Raw genomic sequence first — 14,524 nt, 5'->3', positions numbered from 1 at the left:
CCGGATCCCGTTCGACCTTCACATCCATGCTTGACCTTCACATCAATGGAAGGGTTCGAGCATGGTGCCATGTCGAGCACAGACCTGACCAGAGGACCCTCCCACGGCCCCGCCCCCTCCTCGCACCGGACCGAACGGCCTTCACCCTCGGGGAAGTTGCCCCTTCCGGCGCTGCTCGCCCTGGCGACCGCCGTGTTCATCACGAGCCTCACGGAGACGCTCCCCGCCGGGCTGCTGCCCGCGATGGGCGGCGACCTGGGCGTCAGCGAGTCCGCCACCGGGCAGACGGTGACGGTCTACGCCCTCGGCACCGTGCTCACCGCCATCCCGCTCTCCGCCGCGACCGCCGGGTGGCGCCGCCGCCGGCTCCTGCTGACCGCCATGGCCGGATTCGCCGCCGCCAACACCGTGACGGCGATCTCCACGTCCTACCCGCTGACGATGGGCGCCCGGTTCGCCGCCGGGGTCGCGGCGGGCCTCGCGTGGGCGCTGCTCGCCGGCTACGCCCGGCGGATGGCTCCCGCACACCTTCAGGGCAAGGCCATCGCGGTGGCCATGGCGGGCATCCCCGTCGCGCTCTCCCTCGGTGTGCCCGCCGGGACGTTCATCGGCAAGGCCGTCGACTGGCGGACGGCCTTCCTCGTCATGACCGGCCTGACGCTCGCCCTCCTCGTCTGGATCCTGGCCGCCGTCCCCGACTATCCGGGACACCGCCCGGAGAAGGGTTCCGCACCGTCGATGCTCGGGGCGCTCAAGGTGCCCGGCGTCACCCCCGTCCTCACCGTCACCCTCGTCTTCGTCCTCGCCCACACCCTCCTCTACACCTACATCGCCGCCTTCCTCGACCGGCTCGGGATGGGCGGCCGGGCGGACGTGGTCCTCCTGGTCTTCGGCGGCGCCTCGCTGCTGAGCATCTGGGCCGTCGGCGCCCTGATCAACCGCCGGCTGCGCGCCCTGATGATCACCGGCACGCTGCTCGTCGCGGTGGCCGGCGGCCTCCTGGCGCTCTTCGCGCAGTCGCCCGCGCTCGTCTACGGCGCGGTGGTGCTCTGGGGCCTGGGCTGGGGCGGCGCGCCGACCCTGCTCCAGACGGCGGCGGGCGACGCGGGCGGCGAACAGGCCGACGCGGCACAGGCGATGCTGGTCACCCTCTGGAACGTGGCCATGGCGGGCGGCGGGGTGGTCGGCGGCCTCCTCCTCGACGCGTTCGGCACCGGGGCCCTGCCCTGGAGCGTCCTGGCCCTCCTGGTCCCCGTGACGGCCGTGGTCGTCGCGGCCCGCGCCCACGGCTTCCCCGCCCGCAGGGACGCCTCCTGACGGAGGCTCAGGTACGGGGCGCGTCCAGGGCCGCCCGTACGGCGGCCAGGACGGCCTCCTCGTCGGCGCCCGTCGCGCGGGCCCCGGTGACGTACGCGCGGGCGAGCCGGGTCAGGGCGGCGGCGTCGACGGGGGCGGTACCGGGGCGGGCGGCGACCCTGGTGCCCGCGCCCCGGCGGGTGCGGACGAGCCCCGCCGCCTCCAGCTCCTTGTAGGCGCGGTTGACGGTGCCGGGGGCGAGCCCGAGGTCGGTGGCGAGCTGGCGGACCGTGGGGAGCCGTTCGCCCTCCGGCAGGACGCCGCCGCCGATGAGCGCCGCGAGCTGGGAGCGGATCTGCTCGTACGGCGGGACCGGGCCGGTCGTGTCCACCCGTACGGCCGGGCCGGTCACGACCGGCTCCGGAAGGCGGCCGGCGGGGCGAGGACGGTGAGGAGCGACCACAGCGCCGTGCCGGCCGCGACCGCGGCGACCGGCAGCAGGAGCAGACCGGCGGTGTGGACCACGGGCCCCACGCAGGACAGCGAGCGCAGCGCGCCGGACGCGAAGAGGGCGGTGCCGGCCAGCGGGGCCGAGACCAGGAGCCCCCACGCGGCCGTCACGGCACGGGCGCGGTCCCGGCGCCGCCCCGCGTCGGCGGCCACCGCCGCCGCGTCGCCCCCGGGGACCGGGCGCCCGGTGATCCGGCGCAGCGCGTAGCCGCAGGCGGCGGTGCCGAACGCGAGGGCGACCAGCACCGGGGCGCCGTAGAACAGGCCGGGCCAGGGCCCCCGGGACTGGGTGAGGCTCCCGCAGGCGACGGTGAGCGTACGGCCCGCCCTGTCCATGTCGTCCGGGGAGGCGGTGAGCGCGGCGACGGCGAGCAGTGCGACGAGCACGGCGGCCTCGGCGGCGAGCAGCACGGTGAAGCGGGCGGGCAGGACGTCGCGGACGCGGCGCGGGGCGAGACCCGCGCGGCGCACCGCACCTCCGGGCCCCGGCGTCAGCGCGTCGGCGGCCAGGACGCCCGCCGTGGCGCAGACGGCGAAGACCGGCAGGGCGTGGAGGACGCCGAGCCCGAGCCCGGCGCCGTGGGAGGAGACCGTCCAGGCCGCCGCCGCGCCGATCGCCGCACCGCCCCAGCGGACGAGCAGTTCGGTGCGGGCCGGCCGGTGTGGGGCGGGCAGGGCGGAATCGAGCATGGTGACCCCCGTCAGAGCTTTTGTATCAAGCGGTAAGCACAAGATGGAGGAACGCGCGACTTGTGTCAAATGAATGACACAACGTGGGTGGTGAGCGCAGGGACTACTGGGCCGTCCGCTCCCGTACGGTCGTCGCCCACGCCGGCTGCTCCTCGACGGCCTCGGTCTCGGGTTCGGCCCGCCTCCCGCCCCGCGCGAAGAAGTCCGCGAGCGGCAGGATCGCCGCGCCGACCGTGACCGCGTCCGGGCCCAGCGTCCCCAGGCCGATGCCGACCCGGGCCGCCGGGTACTTGAGGGCGTACTCCCGGGCGTACCCCTCGACCGTCTCCAGGAAGCGGGTGCCGAGCTGGAGCCCGGCCCAGCCGCCGACGAGGATGCGTTCGGGCTGGAAGAGGTTGATGAGGTCGGCGAATCCGGCGCCGAGGAATTCGGCGGTCTCCTCCAGGACGGCGAGGGCGGTCGCGTCGGGCGGGGTCGCGGTGTCGGCGGGGTACGCGGCGGCGAGCATCGCCGTCAGGGCCGTCTCCTCGTCCGCGCCCTCCGGAGGCCGCCCGCCCGCCTCCCGCCAGCGTTCGAGCAGGGCTTCCGCGCCCGCGTACGCCTCCAGGCAGCCCAGGGCGCCGCAGCGGCAGCGCCGCCCCCGCACCCGTACCTTCAGGTGGCCCCACTCGATCGCCCGCCCCGGCCCCGTCGGGTCGGTGACGACACAGGCGCCGACGCCGGAGCCGAAGAGCACGACGACGGCGCTGCGGGCGCCGCGCCCGGCGCCGAACCACATCTCGGCCTGGCCGAGGGTCTTGGCGCCGTTGTCGATCCAGTACGGCACCGACGCCGGGAGTTCCACGCTCTCGCGCAGCAGCCGCTCCAGAGGGACGGCGTCCCAGTCGACGGTCTGGCCGTGTACGACGGCACCGTCCTCGGCGGTGCGGGCCACGATGCCGGGGACGCCGATGCCGACGCCGAGGAGCTGCTCGGCGGGCACGTCCGCGCTCCGCAGCACCTCCGCGATGCCGTCCCGGAGGTGCCCGACGACGACCCCGACCTCGTACCGGTCGTGCGGATGCGGACTGTCCACGGCCAACGGGCGCTCGGCGCGCGCGAGTTCGGTGAGGGCGAGGTCGAAGAGCTCGATCCTGATCCGGGTCTCGCCGACGTCGACGCCGATCATGAAGCCGCTGCCGGAGGAGATCCGGAGCAGGGTGCGGGGGCGTCCGCCGGCCGAGTCGACGCTGCCCGCCTCCTCGACCAGGCCCTCCGCGGCCAGTTCCGCGACCACGTTGCTGATGGAGCCGGAGCTCAGTCCGGTCGCGGGGCCCAGCGAGAAGCGGCTCATCGGCCCGTCGAAGTACAGGCGCTGGAGGACGGCGGTGCGGTTCTCGCGCCGCAGATCACGGACGGTGCGTCCGTTCCGCATGGTCACTGGGCCCCCTGGTGTGAAGTAGTCCTGACCGCAACATACCGCGCTGCGGGGTCCCCGGGGCTCCTTTATCTTTAGCTTTAAGTCATGACCTGAAATAAGGGAGCTGGGCCCTGATGCCTTCACTTCCCGAACGCGGGACGTGCCGGGAGCGAGTCGGGGGCCCTAGGCTCCCAGAAGGGTCCGGAGGTGGGCGCAGGCGTCCGCCTCGGCCGGGTGCGTGGCGACCGGCTCGTACGCGCCCCGCTCGTACACCCCGGTCTCCCAGCCGCCCCCGCCCGGCGCCGCCCGCAGATAGGCGAAGTCGGTCGGGACGGGGGAGGGTTCGTGGACGCCCTCGATCCAGTAGTAGCCGGCGGGCACCCCGGCCTCCTGGAGCGCCCGTTCGAGCGTGCGGCGGTGGTCGGTCATGCGGGGACGCGCACGAGGTAGCCGTTGTCGAGCAGCCACTTCACGTTGAGGCGCTGCCCCTCGCCCGGGTCGAGGAAGACCGGGTCCAGCTTGATCTGGCGGCCGCCGCCCGGCTGCTCGAACCAGGGCGCGATGGAGCCCTCCCAGACCACGAAGGCCCGCGTCACCTCGTACAGGTGGTAGTCGCAGGGGAAGGCGGTGTCGCGGGTGTTGAGGTTCTGCGGGGGCAGTGCCCGCTTCGCGTAGGCGTCGCCCGCCGGGGCCAGGTAGCCGCCGAACTCCGAGCCGAAGCGGTCCAGGCGCTCGCCCCTCACCAGGAGCTCGGGCGCCTTGTCGACCTCGCCGTTCACCTCGCCGAAGCCGTCGTTCGGCGGATACTTCCAGCCACCGGTGTCGGCCGGGCCCTCCCAGTACTTCTTGAGGAAGGCGGCGGGGGAGAGCTTCCCCGTCCGGTGGTAACCGTCGAGCAGCGGCCCGACCGGCTTCTGCCGCTTGTTCGGCAGGTGCTTCGGCCCGAGCCGCGCGTCACCGAGGAACTCCCCGGTGCAGGGCGCGGGCCGGTGCTTCCCGGCGCTCTCGACGGGCGCGGCCTGCGCCGCGGACGCCGCGGTGAGGGCGGCGGTGACGCCCATGGCGGCGAGTACGGCACGGATCCTGAGGACGGTACGGCTGTGCTCCACGCGGAGGTCTCCCTGGGAGGGGGGTGATCAGTGGCGCGGCACAGAGTAGTGGAGGGGGTGCGGAGGGTGAGGGAGGGGTGGGGGCGGAAACCGGCCATTCGCGCGGGGGTGTCGCTTGTGGGGCCGTACGGGAGGTTCAGGCCTTCCTGAGGCCGCTGAGGAGCAGCTCGGCGAGCTGGTCGTACGCCTCCGCGTCGGCCAGGCCGGTCGCGGCGGCCACCTGGCGCCGCTGGATGCGGACCATGACCGAGGAGATGACGTCGGCCGCGAAGGTCACGTGCACCTCGCGGAAGACACCGGCCCGCACGCCCTCCTCGATGAGCTGCTGGACCCGCCCGGCGGCGGCGCGGGTGTTGCGCTCGTACACCTCGGCCGCCGGTTCGAAGGCCGCCACGTCGTCGAAGAACTGCGGGGAGACCGGGGCCAGTTCGGCCGAGACGGCCCGCAGGTAGGCGGCGAGCCGTTCGGCGGGCCCGGTGGCGGCGGCGAGGCCGGCCTCGACCCGGGCGGTGGCGCGCCGGAAGAAGTGCACGACCGCCGCCCGGACCAGCTGCTCCTTGCTGCCGGCCAGGCCGTACAGGGTCCGCTTCGAGCAGTGCAGCCGGGCGGCGAGGTCGTCGAGCGTCAGACGGGCGAAGCCCTCGCCGACGAGGAGGGCGACGAGCTCCTCGAACAGGGCGGCACGGCGCGCCGCTCCCCGGCCCGTCAGCTGCGGGGCGTCGGCGGCGGAGGTCTCGATCACCCGGCCAGTATTCCAGGCCGGGGCGGGGGAGGGCGGTGCGCCCGCGCTCGGGCGGCCCCGGGGGCGGACGGGCCGGCCGCCCTTGCCGCGTGCTCGTGTGGCTCGCGCTGCGGGTCGGGGCGGTGCGGGGCCGTTTTCGTCCTGTGCCTGTACGGCCGGCCCGGGTCCTGTGCCCGTACGGCCGACCCGGCCCCGGGCGGCTTCTGCTTCGTGTTCGTGCGGCTCGTGTTGCAGGTCCGAGCGGTGCTGGGCTGTCCCTGTCCCTGTCCCTGTCCCTGTCTCTGTCCCGTGCCCGTGCGGCCTCCCTGGCCCCGGGTGCGCCTTCCGTTCCATGTTCGTGCGCTCCTGCTGCGGGTCCGGACGGCGCCGGGCCGTTCCCGTCCCGTCCCCGCGCGGTCGGTCCGGCCCGCGCTGGGTCCGGGCGGCGCGGGGCCGCCACCGCTCCCCGCCCGTGGGGTTCGTGTTCCGGGCCCGGGCGGTGCCGGATCGCCCCGGCCCCGCGCCCGGCGCGGGTCCGTCGCTCCAGGGGTTGCGGCCGCCTCCGTCTGCGCTACTCTGACCGGTACTGGAGTACCCTCCTCAGTACCACTTTGCGCGCCGCTGGAGTCGCCATGGATGTCGACCGCCTGCTTCCCACCCCCGAAGCCGCGGACCTCATCGCCCTCACCCGGGAGATCGCCGACAAGGAGCTCTCCCCGCGGGTGGACGAGCACGAGGCCGCCGAGACCTATCCCGAAGGGCTCTTCGAGACCCTCGGCGAGGCGGGGCTGCTGGGCCTCGCGTACCCCGAGGAGTACGGCGGCGGGGGCCAGCCGTACGAGGTCTACCTCCAGGTCCTGGAGGAACTGGCCGCGCGCTGGGCGGCCGTGGCCGTCGCCACCAGCGTCCACACCCTGGCCTGCCACCCCCTGCACGCCTTCGGCACGCGGGAGCAGAAGGAGCGCTGGCTGCCCGCGATGCTGGAGGGCCGGACCATCGGCGGCTACAGCCTCTCCGAGCCGCAGGCCGGCTCCGACGCGGCGGCCCTCAGCTGCAAGGCGGAGCGGCAGGAGGACGGCGGCGGGTACCGGGTCACCGGCACCAAGGCCTGGATCACCCACGGCGGCCGGGCCGGCTTCTACGCGCTCTTCGCCCGTACGGCCCCGGGCAGCCACGGCGTCTCCTGCTTCCTGGCGCCCGGCGCCACCGAGGGCCTCACCTTCGGCGCGCCGGAGCGCAAGATGGGGCTCCAGGCGGTCCCCACCACTGCCGCCTACTGGGACGGGGCCCTCCTGGAGGAGGACCGGCTCGTCGGCAAGGAGGGCCAGGGCCTCCAGATCGCCTTCAGCGCCCTCGACAACGGCCGCCTCGGCATCGCCGCCTGTGCCACGGGCCTCGCCCAGGCCGCCCTGGACACCGCCGTCGCCTACGCCAACGAGCGCACCACCTTCGGCCGCCGGATCGTCGACCACCAGGGCCTTGGCTTCCTCCTCGCCGACATGGCCGCCGCCGTCGACGCGGCCCGCGCCACCTACCTGGACGCGGCCCGCCGCCGCGACCTCGGCCGCCCCTTCAGCCGCCAGGCCAGCGCGGCCAAGCTCATCGCCACCGACACGGCCATGAAGGTCACCACGGACGCGGTCCAGGTCCTCGGCGGCTACGGCTACACCCGGGACTTCCCGGTGGAGCGCTACATGCGCGAGGCCAAGATCATGCAGATCTTCGAGGGCACGAACCAGATCCAGCGGCTGGTGATCAGCCGGGGGCTCGCGCTCGCGGAGAAGTAGCGGGGCAACGCCGGGGCGGGCGGGATGCCGTCGACGGCGGGGAACTGTCGGGACTCGTGGAGTGGATGAGGAGTGGTTGCCCGCCGGCGGTGGAAGGGGCTTGAGTCTCCAGTAAGGGGAGACGCGAAGGTGGGGGCATGGACGACGACGCGCTCTACTCGATCGGCGAGCTTGCCCGGCGGACGGGTCTCACGGTCAAGACCATCCGGTTCTACTCCGATCGCGGAATCGTGGCGCCGACGGACCGCAGCCCGGCGGGCTACCGCCTGTACGACGTCGACGCGGTCGCGCGTCTGGACCTGGTGCGGACCTTGCGCGAGCTGGGGCTGGACCTCCCGACGGTCCGCAAGGTCGTGGACCGCGAGCTCTCGCTTCCCGGGGTCGCCGCGGCGCACGCCGAAGCGCTGGCGGTGCAGATCCGCGTCCTGCGCCTGCGGCGCGCGGTGCTGATGGCGGTGGCCGAGCGCGGGTCCACACCCGAGGAGATGGAACTCATGCACCGACTGGCCCAGCTCTCCGAGGACGAACGCCGGCGTCTGACCGGTGATTTCCTCGATGCCGTCTTCGGCGGCCTCGACGCCGCCCCCGCATTCGCGGGGGTCATGCGCTCGATGACCCCCGAACTGCCCGACAGCCCGGAGGGGGAACAGGTCCGGGCGTGGGTGGAGTTGGCCGAGATGTCCCTGGACCCGTCCTTCCGCGCCGCGATGCGGCGGACGGTCGAGGACCAGGCGGCCGAGCAGGCTCGCGGCGGCGTGACGGGCCCGCACCGCGACGTCGCCGTGGCCGTCCGTGACCAGGCCGGCCCGGCCCTGGCCGCCGGCATCGATCCGGCCTCGCCCCGGGCCGATCCGATCGTCGCGGCGTTCACGGCGCACTACGCGCGTCTCCTCGGCCGCCCCGACGACGCCGAACTCCGCCGTCGGCTGGTGACGCGGCTGGAGAGCGTGAACGACCCCCGCAGGGAGCGGTACCTCCGGCTGCTCGCCGTGGTCAACGGCTGGCCGGCCCCGGAGAGTCTGGCCCCGGTGTTCGACTGGTCCGTCCGGGCTCTGCGCGTCCGGACGCGGCGATGACGGGGCGGTCGCAGGGCGACGCGGACCGGGCGCGGCCGGTGTCGGGTGAAAACACCGTCCCCTCTCATCGGTTGAGTGCCCCCGTCGTCCTTCGGGTGGCCGCCACACCGGCCTTTCCCGCTCTTGTTCTTCGTCCCTGGAGCATGGAGGACGTCGCCGCATTGGTCGAGGTGAGCCGGGATCCCGCATTGCGTCGGTGGGTGAACTCCGCCGTGGACGACGATGCCGACGGGGCACGGTGGGTGCGGGCCCAGCAGCGGGGCTGGGCGGCGGGGGAACGGTTCGGCTTCGCCGTACTTGAGACGCAACCCGCTTCGGTGCGCGATCAGTTGGTGGGCAACGTGGTCCTCAAGGAGGTCGCCCCCGGCCGACCGGTGGCCGAAGTGGGCTACTGGACCGCGGCGCACGCTCGCGGGCGGGGAGTGGCCTCCCGCGCTCTGGAAGCACTCACCGACTGGGCCTTCGACACCTTCGAAGCCGACGGGCTGGAGCGTCTCGAACTCCTGCACCAGGTGGACAACCTGGCATCGTGCCGGGTCGCGCAGAAGTGCCGCTACGACTTCGACACCGTCCTGCCCGCGGCGCCGCCCTCCTTCCCCCGCGACGGCCACCTGCACATACGGCGCGCAGACGCCTGAGATCCTTTCGGGCGGCTTCGGTGCCGGGGGCCGTCTGACCCGGGTGCGGACCCGACCTCAGGGGTGGCTCAAGTCCCTTGTCCGGTGGGTGTTCGGCCGGGGAAGATCGGCCGCACCATCTGACCAGTGGTTCCGGGGGGAAGCATGAAGATCAAAGAGACGTTGCTGTCGGCGTGCGCGGTTGTCGCGGTGCCGGCGGGGACGGCTGCCTGCACTTCGGGCGGTGGCGGGGCGACCGCCAAGGCCACGCCCACGGCCGACGCCGTCTGCGAGGGCGGTGTCTACTCGTGGTTCAACGTGGACAAGCGGGACGTGCTGACCGGGGTCGCCGAGAAGGAGAAGGTCGAGAGGAAGGGTGCCGCGCTCACGCACGCGCTGACGCGCCTGCACACGCCGCGCGTCGCCGTCACCTTCGAGAAGGGGGCGCGGGCGGTCGAGGCGAAGGCCGTCCTCCAGGCGCTGACCGTTCGCATCGGGGTGGCGGAGGCCGATGACGACGGTGTGAGCACCGCATTCGCCGACGTCCACCGGCCCGCGCAGAACCTCGGCGGCGGTACCACCACCATCGACGGCGTCGGGACCGTCGTGCGGTACGCCTGGGTGGAGCAGGTCACCGCCGACTTCCGGTACGCCTGCGGGGCCGGGAAGCCGGTGACCGGCCGGGCGACCAGTTGGGTCGTCGACGGCTCCGGCCTCCTGGAATGCTCCACGCCGATCGAGGGCGCGAAGGAGGGGGAGCCGGCCCTGACGGCGGCCCACCTCTCCTGCGACCCCGGCGCCCCGGCCGCCAAGGCCTGATCGACCGGGCCGGGCGCCTTCGGCGGCGCTGCGCGCGCGAGGCCCGGTCCCGCTCAGGCGCGGCGGTTCCGCCAGAGCCATGCCGCCGTGCCGGCCATCAGGGCGAGCGCCGCCAGGTTGGCCAGGAGGGTCGGGACACCGGCCGACGGGCCGCCGTCGGACAGGTTCGCCGTGGCGATGACGACGCTCGGCAGGACGGCGGCGAGCAGGACCCCGGTGGTCTTCCGGGTGGCGGTCCAGTGCACCGAGGTGCAGAGGAGCACCGCGCCGACGATCCGGAACAGGACGCCGAACAGCGGCCCGGGCTGGTCGGGGAAGACCATGATGAAGGGCAGCGAGAGCGTCATCGTCAGGAGCGGGACCAGCGGGTGCACCTTGCCGCGCCGGACGGGCGCGCCCGCCCCGCTCCCGGCCGGTCCCCGGGCCGCCCCGTTCTCCGTCTCGGCCAGCGCCGTCGCCGCGATCGTACGGGGATCCCCCAGCTCCGCGAGGATCTCCCCGATCGGGGTGTCCGGGCGTTCGGTGCGCGTCACCTCGATGTGTTCGGCGAGGTCCGCGAGCAGTTCCCCGCGCCGGTCGGCGGGGAGGGCGGAGGCCTCGCGCTCGACGGTGGACCCACAACCGTGAGCACAGCGCCAAGGGCCTCGACCGGGACCGCGCCTACGCCCGCCAGGGCGCCGACTGCTTCACCACCAAGAAGACGGTCCCCAGCCGCTGCAACGACAACGTCGAGCGGTACGTCCGCCTCTACCAGGAGGCCGTCGGCCTCCCCGTCACCGGCGTCCTCGACAAGGCCACGCTCCACATGATGCGCGGCGGCAGCGTCATGTGACCGGGGCGGGGCCCGTGGCGCACTGCCCCACCTCGTCGTGGACGACCCGGCTAGCGCACCACGCGGTGGCGGAGGTAGACGAACCTCGCGCCGAAGGTGCGGGTCTCGACGAGTTCGAGGTCCACCCGGCGTTCGTCGCGGGGGAAGAACGGGATGCCGCCGCCGACCAGGACCGGAGAGATCACGGCCCGGTACTCGTCGATCAGGTCCGCCTCGGCCGCCTGGGCGGCGAGGGTCGCGCCGCCGATCGCGATCTCGCCGTCGCCCGGTGCGGACCGCAGCCGTTCGATCTCCTCCGCCGGGCTGCCGGAGGCCAGGCGGGCGTTGCCCCGTACGGTCGACAGGGTGGTGGAGAACACCACCTTCGGGAGCGGGTTCCAGAGCGAGATCCACTCGCGCGACGCGTCGTCGAGCGCCGGGTCCTGCTCGGCGGTCTCCCAGTACAGCATCGTCTCGTACAGCCGCCGGCCCAGCAGGTGGACGTCGACCCCCCGCATCTGGTCGATCCAGAAGCGGAAGACCTCCTCGTCGGGTTCCGTCCAGTCGAAGCCGCCGTCCGGTCCGACGATGTAGCCGTCGAGCGAGACGTTCATCGAATAGGTCACGCTGCGCATCGGAAGTCCTCCTCGGCCGTCCCCCGGTGACGGGTTCGACAGTACGGCCGCCGGGCGCCGCGGGGCCCGGCGCGACGCGCGGGAGCTTCCCGGTCGTCACGGCGCCCGGGGCAGCCCTCCGCCCGGCACCACCTCGGCGCCGAGTGTCTTTCCGGTGCCCGGCTCGCCGGCGAACAGCGCGACGACGCCGCGCCCACCGCCGGTCCGCAGCCGCCACCCGCCCCCGGTCGCGGGCCCGCCCGATCGGCTCGCGCAGCATCCCCAACGGTTCCTCGGGGGAGCACCGGATCAGCGAAGCCGACGGCGGGCCGGATCCGCCGCGCGCGGCTGTCGAGCAGCGGCGCGGAGACCGGCCGGACATCGTGCCGCACGTACGCGAAGGGCGGCGCGGACCTCTCGAACGCGGCGAGGGCACACGCCGAACGGGCCGCCCGGCGGATCTGGTCCTCGCCGAGGCGGTACGCGGAGGTGAGAACACGTCCGGATCGAAGTCGTCGCCCGGCGGGCCGAGTCCGCGCCGCCACAGGCCGCCGCCCGCCCTCCCGTTCGGCGCGTCCATGGCGGGCAGCCCGGCGTCCGGTGCCCAGCGGGGGTCGCCCGCCGGAGCCGGCCCACCTGGTTGAGGAGCCGGCTGACCAGGTCCGGCGGCAGTTCCCCCTCGCCGCGCGCCGCGCTGTGCACGGCGCTCAACAGGCGCTGTTCGGTGGCCTGGTGGCGCCAGATGATGGCGCGCACCCCGTACTCGACCACCGACAGCAGGTCCGGCTCGCGCAGTTCGCCCGCGACGAGCACGACCCGCTGGTCCCGGCCGCGCAGCAGGCGCCGCAGCTCGGCCGTGGTGGACTCGTCGATCCGGTCCGCGAGCAGCACGGCGACGGCGGGGGCGTCCCGCTTCTCCGGGGCTCCTTCCGGCCCGCCGTGCCCGTCCTCCGCCCGCTCCGGGAGGACGTCGAGGGACGGCTGGTGCCGCAAGTGGCTGATCAGTCCGGCCCGGCTGAGCGGATCGGACGCGTGGACGGTCACCGTCACCCGCTTGGTGAGCACTTCCGCTACCTGCTCCTTCTCGCGCGCCCCGGCCGTCCGGGCGTGGTCGGGCGCCCGGTACGGAAGGCGAGGCGGCCGCGCCGGTGCCCCGGGCCGGTGTCCGGCACGCACGGCGGTCCCCCGCGGTCTGCCGGCCGTGGCCGGCGCGCGCCGGCCACGATGGTCGTCCCCAGCCTGCCGGGCGCTGCTCACGTCCCGCTGCCGTCGCGCCAACGCCCCCGCCGCGGCCGTTACCGCGGGTGTGACGCCCGCCACTGCCCGGGCGCCGGAGGCCGGTCGTACGTGATCATGACGGGATGGATGCTCGTTTCCTCGGGATCCCCGAGCCGGCCGAAGTCCCTTCCACGGCCGTCGTGGTCGACGTCATGCGCGCCTTCACCGTGGCCGCCTGGGCCTTCGGCCGGGGAGCGGAGCGGATCGTCCTCGCCGGTTCCCTGGAGGAGGCCCTGGCGCTGAAGGCCCGGCACCCGGACTGGGTGGCGCTCAAGGACGGCCCGCCCGCGCCCGGCTTCGACGCCGTCAACTCGCCGGGCCTGCTGCGGTCCGCCGACCTCGGCGGGCGGACCGTCGTGCAGAAGACCACGGCGGGGACCGTCGGCGCCCTCGCGGTCAAGGACGCGTCGCTGGTGCTGTGCGCGGGCTTCGTGGTGGCGGAGGCGACGGCCCGGCTGCTGCGGGCGCGCGGGTGCGACCGGGTCACGTTCGTGGTGACCGGCGAGGACGGGCGCGCCGAGGAGGACCTGGCGTGCGCCCGGTACATCGCGGGGCGGGCCGCCGGGGCCGGGACGGACGCGGCCGGGTTCCTCCGCCGCGCCGAGGAGTCGCGCGCCGCCGCCGAGTTGAGGGAGGGCGTGCGCGAAGGGGCCCACCCCGACGACGTCGCGCTCTGCCTCGAACTCGACCGCTTCCCCTTCGCCATGGTGGCCTCCGTGGAGGACTCCCTCATGACCCTCCGGCCGTACGCCGTGCCCCCGGCGGCCGCGGGCTGACCGCTCCGGACCCCCGGCCCCGGAGGCGCGGCCCCCGCCTCCGCTTCCGGGGGCCTCGCACGCGGTTCTATGGTGGGCGGCGCAGATCGCGCGGACCGCGCGGTCCTCCGCGGGCACGCGCCCGATCCGGCGGCCATCCCGGCGGCAGGGTCGCCCCCGCACGACACGAACGAGGAGTTCCATGGACATCGCAGGCTCCGCCGCTCTCGTCACCGGCGCCGCCTCCGGCCTCGGTGCCGCCACCGCCGCCGCGCTCGCCGCCCGGGGCGCCACCGTCTACGGCCTGGACCTGGACAAGGCCGTGGCCGCCGCCGGGACCCTGCCCGAGGGCGTCCGGCTGCTCGCCGCCGACGTCACCGACGAGGAGCAGGTCCGCGCCGCCCTCGCGGAGATCGACGCCGACGGCGCCGAGCTGCGGCTCGCCGTGAACTGCGCCGGCATCGCCCCCTCCGCCCGGATCCTGGGCCGCAAGGGCCCGCACGACCTCGACCTGTTCCGGGCCGTCGTGAACGTCAACCTGATCGGCACCTTCAACGTGACGCGGCTCGCCGCCGAGGCCATCGCCCGGCACGAGCCCGACGAGCACGGACAGCGCGGCCTCGTCGTCAACACCGCCTCGATCGCCGCCTTCGAGGGCCAGGTCGGCCAGATCGCGTACGCCGCCTCCAAGGCGGGCGTCGCCGGCATGACCGTAACCGCCGCCCGCGACCTGGCGCAGTTCGGCATCCGGGTCGTCACCGTGGCCCCCGGCATCGTCGACACCCCGATGATGGCCGGGTTCACCGAGGACGTCCGGGCCGGTCTCGCCGCGAGCGTCACCTTCCCGCAGCGCCTCGCCCGCCCGGAGGAGTACGCCCGGCTGGTCACGATGATCGCCGAGCACGACTACCTCAACGGCGAGACGATCCGCATGGACGGCGCGCTCCGGATGTCCGCCCGCTGAGCCTCCGTACCCTCGGAAAAGCACTGGGTGCCGGATTCGTCCGGCACCCAGTGCCGCGCGGATGCGTTTCCGATGCTA

General features: G+C 74.5%; 15 protein-coding genes and 2 pseudogenes. 8 read left to right on the top strand and 9 right to left on the bottom strand.

Translation table 11 applies throughout. The annotated features are described in order from the left end of the window. The first annotated feature begins 69 nt into the window (after positions 1–69). The gene (locus ACIQD7_RS03445; RefSeq protein WP_402438997.1) at positions 70–1,317 is read left to right on the top strand and encodes an MFS transporter; all 1,248 of its coding nucleotides are present in this window, start codon (positions 70–72) and stop codon (positions 1,315–1,317) included. Positions 1,318–1,324: 7 nt separating this feature from the next. On the opposite strand, the gene ACIQD7_RS03440 is transcribed toward ACIQD7_RS03445, so the two are convergent. The 6 genes from ACIQD7_RS03440 to ACIQD7_RS03415 all read right to left on the bottom strand — a co-directional run bounded on the left by ACIQD7_RS03440 (position 1,325) and on the right by ACIQD7_RS03415 (position 5,746). Then, entirely contained in the window at positions 1,325–1,708 is a 384-nt protein-coding gene (locus tag ACIQD7_RS03440) for a GntR family transcriptional regulator (RefSeq protein ID WP_402438995.1), read from the bottom strand. Further along, on the bottom strand, positions 1,705–2,496 hold the full coding sequence (locus ACIQD7_RS03435) for a hypothetical protein (RefSeq protein WP_402438993.1): 792 nt from the start codon (positions 2,494–2,496) through the stop codon (positions 1,705–1,707). The genes ACIQD7_RS03440 and ACIQD7_RS03435 overlap by 4 nt, the downstream gene beginning before the upstream one ends. Positions 2,497–2,599: 103 nt before the next feature. Then, on the bottom strand, positions 2,600–3,916 hold the full coding sequence (locus ACIQD7_RS03430; protein WP_402438991.1) for an ROK family protein: 1,317 nt from the start codon (positions 3,914–3,916) through the stop codon (positions 2,600–2,602). Between the two features lie 162 nt (positions 3,917–4,078). Then, entirely contained in the window at positions 4,079–4,324 is a 246-nt protein-coding gene (locus tag ACIQD7_RS03425; protein WP_121832319.1) for a hypothetical protein, read from the bottom strand. After that, positions 4,321–4,956 carry a TNT domain-containing protein gene (locus tag ACIQD7_RS03420; RefSeq protein WP_402439701.1) on the bottom strand — a complete coding sequence of 212 codons (636 nt, stop codon included), beginning with the start codon at positions 4,954–4,956 and terminating at the stop codon, positions 4,321–4,323. Before ACIQD7_RS03420 ends, ACIQD7_RS03425 begins: the two co-directional genes overlap by 4 nt. Positions 4,957–5,140: 184 nt before the next feature. Further along, positions 5,141–5,746, bottom strand: a complete 606-nt coding sequence (locus tag ACIQD7_RS03415; protein WP_121832320.1) for a TetR/AcrR family transcriptional regulator — start codon at positions 5,744–5,746, stop codon at positions 5,141–5,143. Positions 5,747–6,357: 611 nt separating this feature from the next. On the opposite strand from ACIQD7_RS03415, the gene ACIQD7_RS03410 reads away from it, so the two are divergent. The 4 genes from ACIQD7_RS03410 to ACIQD7_RS03395 all read left to right on the top strand — a co-directional run bounded on the left by ACIQD7_RS03410 (position 6,358) and on the right by ACIQD7_RS03395 (position 10,024). Continuing rightward, positions 6,358–7,512: an acyl-CoA dehydrogenase family protein gene (locus ACIQD7_RS03410; RefSeq protein ID WP_121829388.1), complete on the top strand. Its 1,155-nt coding sequence runs from the start codon at positions 6,358–6,360 to the stop codon at positions 7,510–7,512. 137 nt (positions 7,513–7,649) lie between these two features. Further along, complete coding sequence (locus ACIQD7_RS03405; RefSeq protein WP_402438987.1) at positions 7,650–8,588, top strand: MerR family transcriptional regulator; 939 nt, start codon at positions 7,650–7,652, stop codon at positions 8,586–8,588. Positions 8,589–8,659: 71 nt separating this feature from the next. Continuing rightward, a complete protein-coding gene (locus tag ACIQD7_RS03400) occupies positions 8,660–9,226 on the top strand; it encodes a GNAT family N-acetyltransferase (RefSeq protein ID WP_402438985.1) in 567 nt (188 codons plus the stop codon). A gap of 144 nt (positions 9,227–9,370) precedes the next feature. Next, positions 9,371–10,024 carry a hypothetical protein gene (locus tag ACIQD7_RS03395; protein WP_402438983.1) on the top strand — a complete coding sequence of 218 codons (654 nt, stop codon included), beginning with the start codon at positions 9,371–9,373 and terminating at the stop codon, positions 10,022–10,024. A gap of 53 nt (positions 10,025–10,077) precedes the next feature. Here the strand turns inward: ACIQD7_RS03395 and ACIQD7_RS03390 are convergent. Further along, positions 10,078–10,638: pseudogene (locus ACIQD7_RS03390) on the bottom strand (HAAS signaling domain-containing protein); the annotation flags it as partial. A gap of 122 nt (positions 10,639–10,760) precedes the next feature. Between ACIQD7_RS03390 and ACIQD7_RS03385 the strand changes: the two are divergent. Beyond that, a pseudogene (locus ACIQD7_RS03385) lies at positions 10,761–10,856 on the top strand (peptidoglycan-binding protein); the annotation flags it as partial. A 50-nt stretch (positions 10,857–10,906) separates the two neighbouring features. Here ACIQD7_RS03385 and ACIQD7_RS03380 read toward each other — a convergent pair. Both ACIQD7_RS03380 and ACIQD7_RS03375 read right to left on the bottom strand, forming a co-directional pair. Continuing rightward, positions 10,907–11,470, bottom strand: coding sequence for a dihydrofolate reductase family protein (locus tag ACIQD7_RS03380; RefSeq protein WP_402438982.1), 564 nt, complete (start codon positions 11,468–11,470; stop codon positions 10,907–10,909). 288 nt (positions 11,471–11,758) lie between these two features. Beyond that, on the bottom strand, positions 11,759–12,514 hold the full coding sequence (locus ACIQD7_RS03375) for a hypothetical protein (RefSeq protein WP_402438980.1): 756 nt from the start codon (positions 12,512–12,514) through the stop codon (positions 11,759–11,761). 296 nt (positions 12,515–12,810) lie between these two features. Between ACIQD7_RS03375 and ACIQD7_RS03370 the strand changes: the two genes are divergently transcribed. Beyond that, a complete protein-coding gene (locus ACIQD7_RS03370) occupies positions 12,811–13,503 on the top strand; it encodes a 2-phosphosulfolactate phosphatase (RefSeq protein ID WP_402438978.1) in 693 nt (230 codons plus the stop codon). 181 nt (positions 13,504–13,684) lie between these two features. After that, positions 13,685–14,446, top strand: coding sequence for an SDR family NAD(P)-dependent oxidoreductase (locus ACIQD7_RS03365; RefSeq protein WP_383405370.1), 762 nt, complete (start codon positions 13,685–13,687; stop codon positions 14,444–14,446). The last annotated feature ends 78 nt before the right edge of the window (positions 14,447–14,524 follow it).

This window comes from Streptomyces sp. NPDC093071 (assembly GCF_044754545.1).
Classification (GTDB): Bacteria; Actinomycetota; Actinomycetes; order Streptomycetales; family Streptomycetaceae; genus Streptomyces.
The sequence above is the reverse complement of the archived record's forward strand: the minus strand, read 5'-3'. Positions and strand labels throughout refer to the sequence as shown.

Coding starts and splice junctions, on each gene's coding strand:
- ACIQD7_RS03445 (WP_402438997.1), top strand. CDS start 70: ATGTCGAGCACAGACCTGACCAGAGGACCCTCCCACGGCCCCGCCCCC.
- ACIQD7_RS03365 (WP_383405370.1), top strand. CDS start 13,685: ATGGACATCGCAGGCTCCGCCGCTCTCGTCACCGGCGCCGCCTCCGGC.
- ACIQD7_RS03405 (WP_402438987.1), top strand. CDS start 7,650: ATGGACGACGACGCGCTCTACTCGATCGGCGAGCTTGCCCGGCGGACG.
- ACIQD7_RS03420 (WP_402439701.1), bottom strand. CDS start 4,956: ATGGGCGTCACCGCCGCCCTCACCGCGGCGTCCGCGGCGCAGGCCGCG.
- ACIQD7_RS03435 (WP_402438993.1), bottom strand. CDS start 2,496: ATGCTCGATTCCGCCCTGCCCGCCCCACACCGGCCGGCCCGCACCGAA.
- ACIQD7_RS03380 (WP_402438982.1), bottom strand. CDS start 11,470: ATGCGCAGCGTGACCTATTCGATGAACGTCTCGCTCGACGGCTACATC.
- ACIQD7_RS03370 (WP_402438978.1), top strand. CDS start 12,811: ATGGATGCTCGTTTCCTCGGGATCCCCGAGCCGGCCGAAGTCCCTTCC.
- ACIQD7_RS03410 (WP_121829388.1), top strand. CDS start 6,358: ATGGATGTCGACCGCCTGCTTCCCACCCCCGAAGCCGCGGACCTCATC.
- ACIQD7_RS03425 (WP_121832319.1), bottom strand. CDS start 4,324: ATGACCGACCACCGCCGCACGCTCGAACGGGCGCTCCAGGAGGCCGGG.
- ACIQD7_RS03395 (WP_402438983.1), top strand. CDS start 9,371: ATGAAGATCAAAGAGACGTTGCTGTCGGCGTGCGCGGTTGTCGCGGTG.